We start from the raw sequence: 4,554 nt of genomic DNA on the forward strand, positions 1-4,554 counted from the left end.
CCCAGGGCGCGCCGGTGTGGGCGCCGGACCCCGGCGCCCAGGGCGGCACGGGCCCGGCGCTGCCCACCGGAAGCGGGCTGCTGTCGGTTCCGCTGATCACTGCGGAGAAGGTCACCGGCGTGCTGACGGTGCTGATGGCCCCGGCCGAGCGGCCCGCACCGCAGCGGCAAGCGGCCGTCGAGGCACTGGCCGCGTGGGCCGCCCCGCGGCTGCGGGAGAACCCTCCCGACCGGGACCGGGACGGAGGTCAGGACCAGGACGGAGGTCGGGACCGGGGCGGCATCGGCACATTGCCGGCGGACGACCAGGTGAGCCAGGCGCTCCGGCATATGAGCGACGCGTTCTTCGCAGTCGACGGCGACTGGCGCATCACCTTCGTCAACGGCGAGGCGGAGCGGCTGCTCGGCGCCGCTCGGACGACGCTCGGCCGGACACTGTGGGATGCCTTCGCGCGGCTGAACGTCGACGACGCCGAGCCGGACCTGCGGAGCCGCTACCGGCGGGCCGCCGAGAGCGGCACCCCGGTCGGGTTCGATGTGCGCTGGCCCACCAATCAGCGCTGGTACTACATGCGGCTGGTCCCGATGCCGAACGGGCTCACGGTCTACGCCGCCGATATCACCGCCCGCCGGGCGCGGGAGGCGGAGCGGGCCGCGGCCGAGCGGGCGGCTGCCGAGCGCAACGCGCGGATCGGCGAGCTGACCGACGCCCTCGCGCAGGCCCTGACGATGCGCGATGTGGTGAACGCCATCGCCGACCGGGTGCTGCCGCCGTTCGGCGCCTCCGGGATGGTGGTGCAGCTCATCGAGGGCAGCGTGATCCGGATCGCCGGGGCCGTCGGCTATCCGCAGCCCTTCCTGGAGTCGATCGACGGGGCCTCGATCCATGATGTGTCGCCGGTCTCGGAGGTGTACCGGACCGGGGCGCCGGCCTTCGTCGAGTCGGCCGAGGCATACGCCGCGCGCTATCCCGGCATGGGCGGGCGGCCCGCCGCGGCGCAGAAGCAGGCATGGGCCTTTCTGCCGCTGATCGTCTCCGGCCGGAACATCGGTTGCACCGTGGTCGCCTTCGCCGAGCCGCGCCGGCTCGACGCGGAGGAGCGGGCCCTGCTCACCGCGCTCAGCGGACTGATGGGACAGGCCATCGAGCGCGCCCGGCTGTACGACGTGGAGCACACCCGGGCCAAGGAGCTCCAGCGCGGGCTGCTGCCCCGCGCGCTGCCGTCGCTGCCCTCGGTCACCACCGCCGCCCGCTATCTGCCCGCCAGCGAGGGCATCGACGTGGGCGGTGACTGGTACGACGTGATTCCGCTGTCCGGCGCCCGGGTGGCCCTGGTCATCGGCGATGTGATGGGCCACGGGCTGTCCGAGGCGGCCACCATGGGCCGGCTGCGCACCGCCGTGAACACCCTGGCCGAGCTGGAGTTTCCGCCCGCCGAGCTGCTCACCCGCCTCAACGACCTGGTGAGCGACCTGGGGGACAACCTCTACGCGACCTGTCTGTACGCCGTGTACGACCCGGCCAGCGCCACCTGCGTCTTCGCCAGCGCCGGACATCCCCCACCGGCCGTCGTACGCCCCGGCCATCCGGTGCGCTTCGCCGGCGGCGCCCCGGATCCGCCCCTGGGCGCGGCCCGGCCGCCGTTCGAGACCACCGAGCTGACTCTGGAGGAGGGCAGTCTGCTGGTGCTGTACACCGACGGTCTGGTGGAATCCGCCGCCCGGGACATCGACCGCGGAATGCGCCACCTGGCCAGCGCGCTGTCCTCCGCGGCCCGCGCACCCGGCCCGGAGGACGCCTGGCGCGACGGAGACCCGCGCGACGGGGACCGCGGCGAGCACGCCTCGCTGGAGCGACTGTGCGACGAGGTGCTGGCCGAGTTGCTGCCGGAGAAGCAGCTCACCGCCGATGACGCGGCGCTGCTGATCGCCCGCACCCATGCGCTGGCCTCCGACCACATCGCCGCATGGCCGCTGTCCGAAGGGCCGATCGCCGCGGGCGAGGCGCGCGACCACGTCCGGGACCAGCTCACCCGCTGGCAACTGGCTGCGCTCACCCCCATCGCGGAGCTGCTGGTCAGCGAGCTGGTCGCGAACGCGATCCGGCACGGCAGGGGCCCGATCGGGCTGCGGCTGCTGCGCAGCGAGGAGCTGATCTGCGAGGTGACCGACGGCTCGTTGACCACACCCCGGATCCGCCATGCCTCGGAGACCGACGAGGGCGGTCGCGGGCTGCAACTGGTCTCGGCCCTCTCCCAGCGCTGGGGCACCCGCTACACCTCCACCGGCAAGTGCATCTGGACCGCGCAGACACTCCCCTGACCCCCGGCGGAAGGCGGCGAACGCCCGTCGCCCCTCAGTCGGCCCAGGCGCCGCTCCCGGCGGTCTCGCGGACGTAGTCGGCGAAGTCCCGGGGCGCCCGGCCCAGAACACGGTGGACGCCGTCCCCCAGCCGCGCGTTGCGCCCGTCGAGCAAGGTGGCGAACAGATCGGTCAGAAACGCCCCCAGCTCCTCCGGCAGCCCCTGGTCGCGCACCAGCGCGGCCCCGTACTCCTCGGCGGGGACCGGGGTATAGCGCACCGCGCGGCCGGTCGCCCGGGCGATTTCCGCGGCCGCCTCGGCGAAGGTCAGCAGCCTCGGGCCGGTGATCTCGTAGCTCCGGCCCGCGTGTCCGTCCCCGGTCAGCGCCGCGAGCGCGACCTCGGCGATGTCGTCGGCGTCCACGAAGGGCTCCTTGACGTCCCCGGCCGGGAAGACGATCTCGCCGTCGAGCACCCCGCCGCGCAGAATGCCCTCGTCGAAGTTCTGGCAGAACCAACTGGCCCGCAGCACGGTCCACTCCACCCCCGGCACCCGCACCGCCTCCTCGGCGGGCAGCGCGGCCTCCACGCCCCGGGCGGAGAGCAGCACCAGCCGCCGGGTGCCGCTCCCGGCCGCCCGTTCGGCGAAGGCACGGAGGGTGGCGGCGGCGCCCGGGTCGCAGACGTCGGGATAGTAGGCGAGGTACACCGCGGCGGCACCGTCCAGCGCGGGCTCCCAGGTGCGCGGATCCTCCCAGTCGAACGGCGTCTCACCGGACCGGGAGCCGATCCGCACCGGGTGTCCGGCCCGGATCAGCCGGTCCGCGACCCGGCGGCCGGTCTTGCCGGTGCCGCCGAGCACCAGGACGGTCGTGGGGTCGGCGGGCTGTACCCGCACATGCGGTGTTTCCGTGTGCTGTGTCGTCATACGGCCAGTCAACTCGCGGGCGGTGAGACGGGCCATGGCCGAGAGGCTCGGCCGCATAAGCGAGCGTCTACGCTGTGCGCCATGGACGCGCTGGCGAGTCTGCTGGACGGCCCGCGGGCCCGGGGGGCCTTTCTGCTGCGGGTCGTGATGGAGCCGCCCTGGGCGGTACGGATCGAGGACCGGGCCCCGCTGTGCGTGATGACCATGGCGCGCGGCGAGGCGTGGGTGGTGCCGGACGAGGGGGAGGCGGTGCGGCTGCGCCCGGGGGACGTGGCCATCGCGCGCGGCCCCGCCCCGTACACGGTCGCCGACGACCCCGCCACCGCGCCGCAGGCGTGGATCCTCCCCGGTGAGGTGTGCCGCACGGCGGACGGCGTGGATCTGGCCCAGGCAATGGCGCTGGGGGTGCGTACCTGGGGCAACGACCCGGACGGCTCGGCCACGATGCTCATCGGCACCTATCAGTTGGACGGGGAGATCAGCGGGCGGCTGCTGGACGCGCTGCCCCCGCTGCTGGCGCTGGACGGCGAGGTGTGGGACTGCCCCCTGATGCCCTGGCTCGGCGAGGAGATCGTCAGGGACGAGGCCGGGCAGGAGGCGGTCCTGGACCGGCTGCTGGATCTGCTGCTGATCTCCGTGCTGCGGGCCTGGTTCGCCCGGCCGGAGGCCCGGGCGCCGGGCTGGTACCGGGCGCTGGGCGACCCGGTGGTGGGCCGCGCCCTGCGGCTGCTCCAGAACAACCCGGCCCATCCATGGACGGTGGCCGGGCTCGCCGCCGAGACGGGGGTCTCGCGGGCGGCGCTGGCCCGCCGCTTCACCGCGCTGGTGGGCGAGCCGCCCATGGCGTATCTGACCGGCTGGCGTCTGGCCCTCGCGGCGGATCTGCTCCGGGACCCGGAGAGCACCCTGGCGGCGGTGGCCCGGCGGGTCGGCTACGGCAGCGCGTTCGCCCTCAGCGCCGCCTTCACCCGCGAACGCGGCCTCAGTCCGCGGGCATACCGTGAGACGGCATTGTGCGGGCACCGGCAACCGCCCCGGTCTGCGGCATGTGCTGGACCTGCTCCGCGGCCCGGCCCGGGGCCCGATGACCCCGGCGAGGCGGCGGGACGCGATTGATCGCGCGCGAGCCGCCTCAGCCCGCGGGCGCCCCGCGCCGCGGCATGCGGCGGCTGACGGGTGACACCCGCAGGCAGCCGTCCGGCCCACAGGTCGTGGCGCGGTCGTAGAGGTCCATCAGGCGGCGGGCGCCGCGGGCGATGTCGTAGCGGTCGATGGCGTCCGGGACCGGGAAGCGCAGCGGGCCCGCGGCGGCCTGCCGGCGCAGGG

Annotated in this window: 3 protein-coding genes and 1 pseudogene; 2 read left to right on the forward strand and 2 right to left on the reverse strand. The window is 74.8% G+C overall.

Annotated elements, in window-relative coordinates; genetic code table 11:
- Positions 1-2,321, forward strand: a 2,321-nt coding sequence (locus KN815_RS46830) for a SpoIIE family protein phosphatase (RefSeq protein WP_216347875.1), incomplete at its 5' end; no start/stop codon positions are given.
- A 34-nt stretch (positions 2,322-2,355) separates the two neighbouring features.
- Here KN815_RS46830 and KN815_RS46835 read toward each other — a convergent pair.
- A complete protein-coding gene (locus KN815_RS46835) occupies positions 2,356-3,228 on the reverse strand; it encodes an NAD(P)H-binding protein (RefSeq protein ID WP_253209686.1) in 873 nt (290 codons plus the stop codon).
- 81 nt (positions 3,229-3,309) lie between these two features.
- On the opposite strand from KN815_RS46835, the gene KN815_RS46840 reads away from it, so the two are divergent.
- Positions 3,310-4,344, forward strand: a complete 1,035-nt coding sequence (locus KN815_RS46840; protein WP_216347877.1) for an AraC family transcriptional regulator — start codon at positions 3,310-3,312, stop codon at positions 4,342-4,344.
- Between the two features lie 16 nt (positions 4,345-4,360).
- On the opposite strand, the pseudogene KN815_RS46845 reads toward KN815_RS46840, so the two are convergent.
- Positions 4,361-4,554 (reverse strand): annotated as a pseudogene (locus KN815_RS46845) (glycosyltransferase); the annotation flags it as partial.

The organism is Streptomyces niphimycinicus (genome assembly GCF_018883605.1).
Lineage (GTDB): Bacteria > Actinomycetota > Actinomycetes > Streptomycetales > Streptomycetaceae > Streptomyces > Streptomyces niphimycinicus.

Excerpts from the sequence above, each read along its gene's own strand:
- KN815_RS46835 (WP_253209686.1), bottom strand. The coding sequence starts at position 3,228 with ATGACGACACAGCACACGGAAACACCGCATGTGCGGGTACAGCCCGCC.
- KN815_RS46840 (WP_216347877.1), top strand. The coding sequence starts at position 3,310 with ATGGACGCGCTGGCGAGTCTGCTGGACGGCCCGCGGGCCCGGGGGGCC.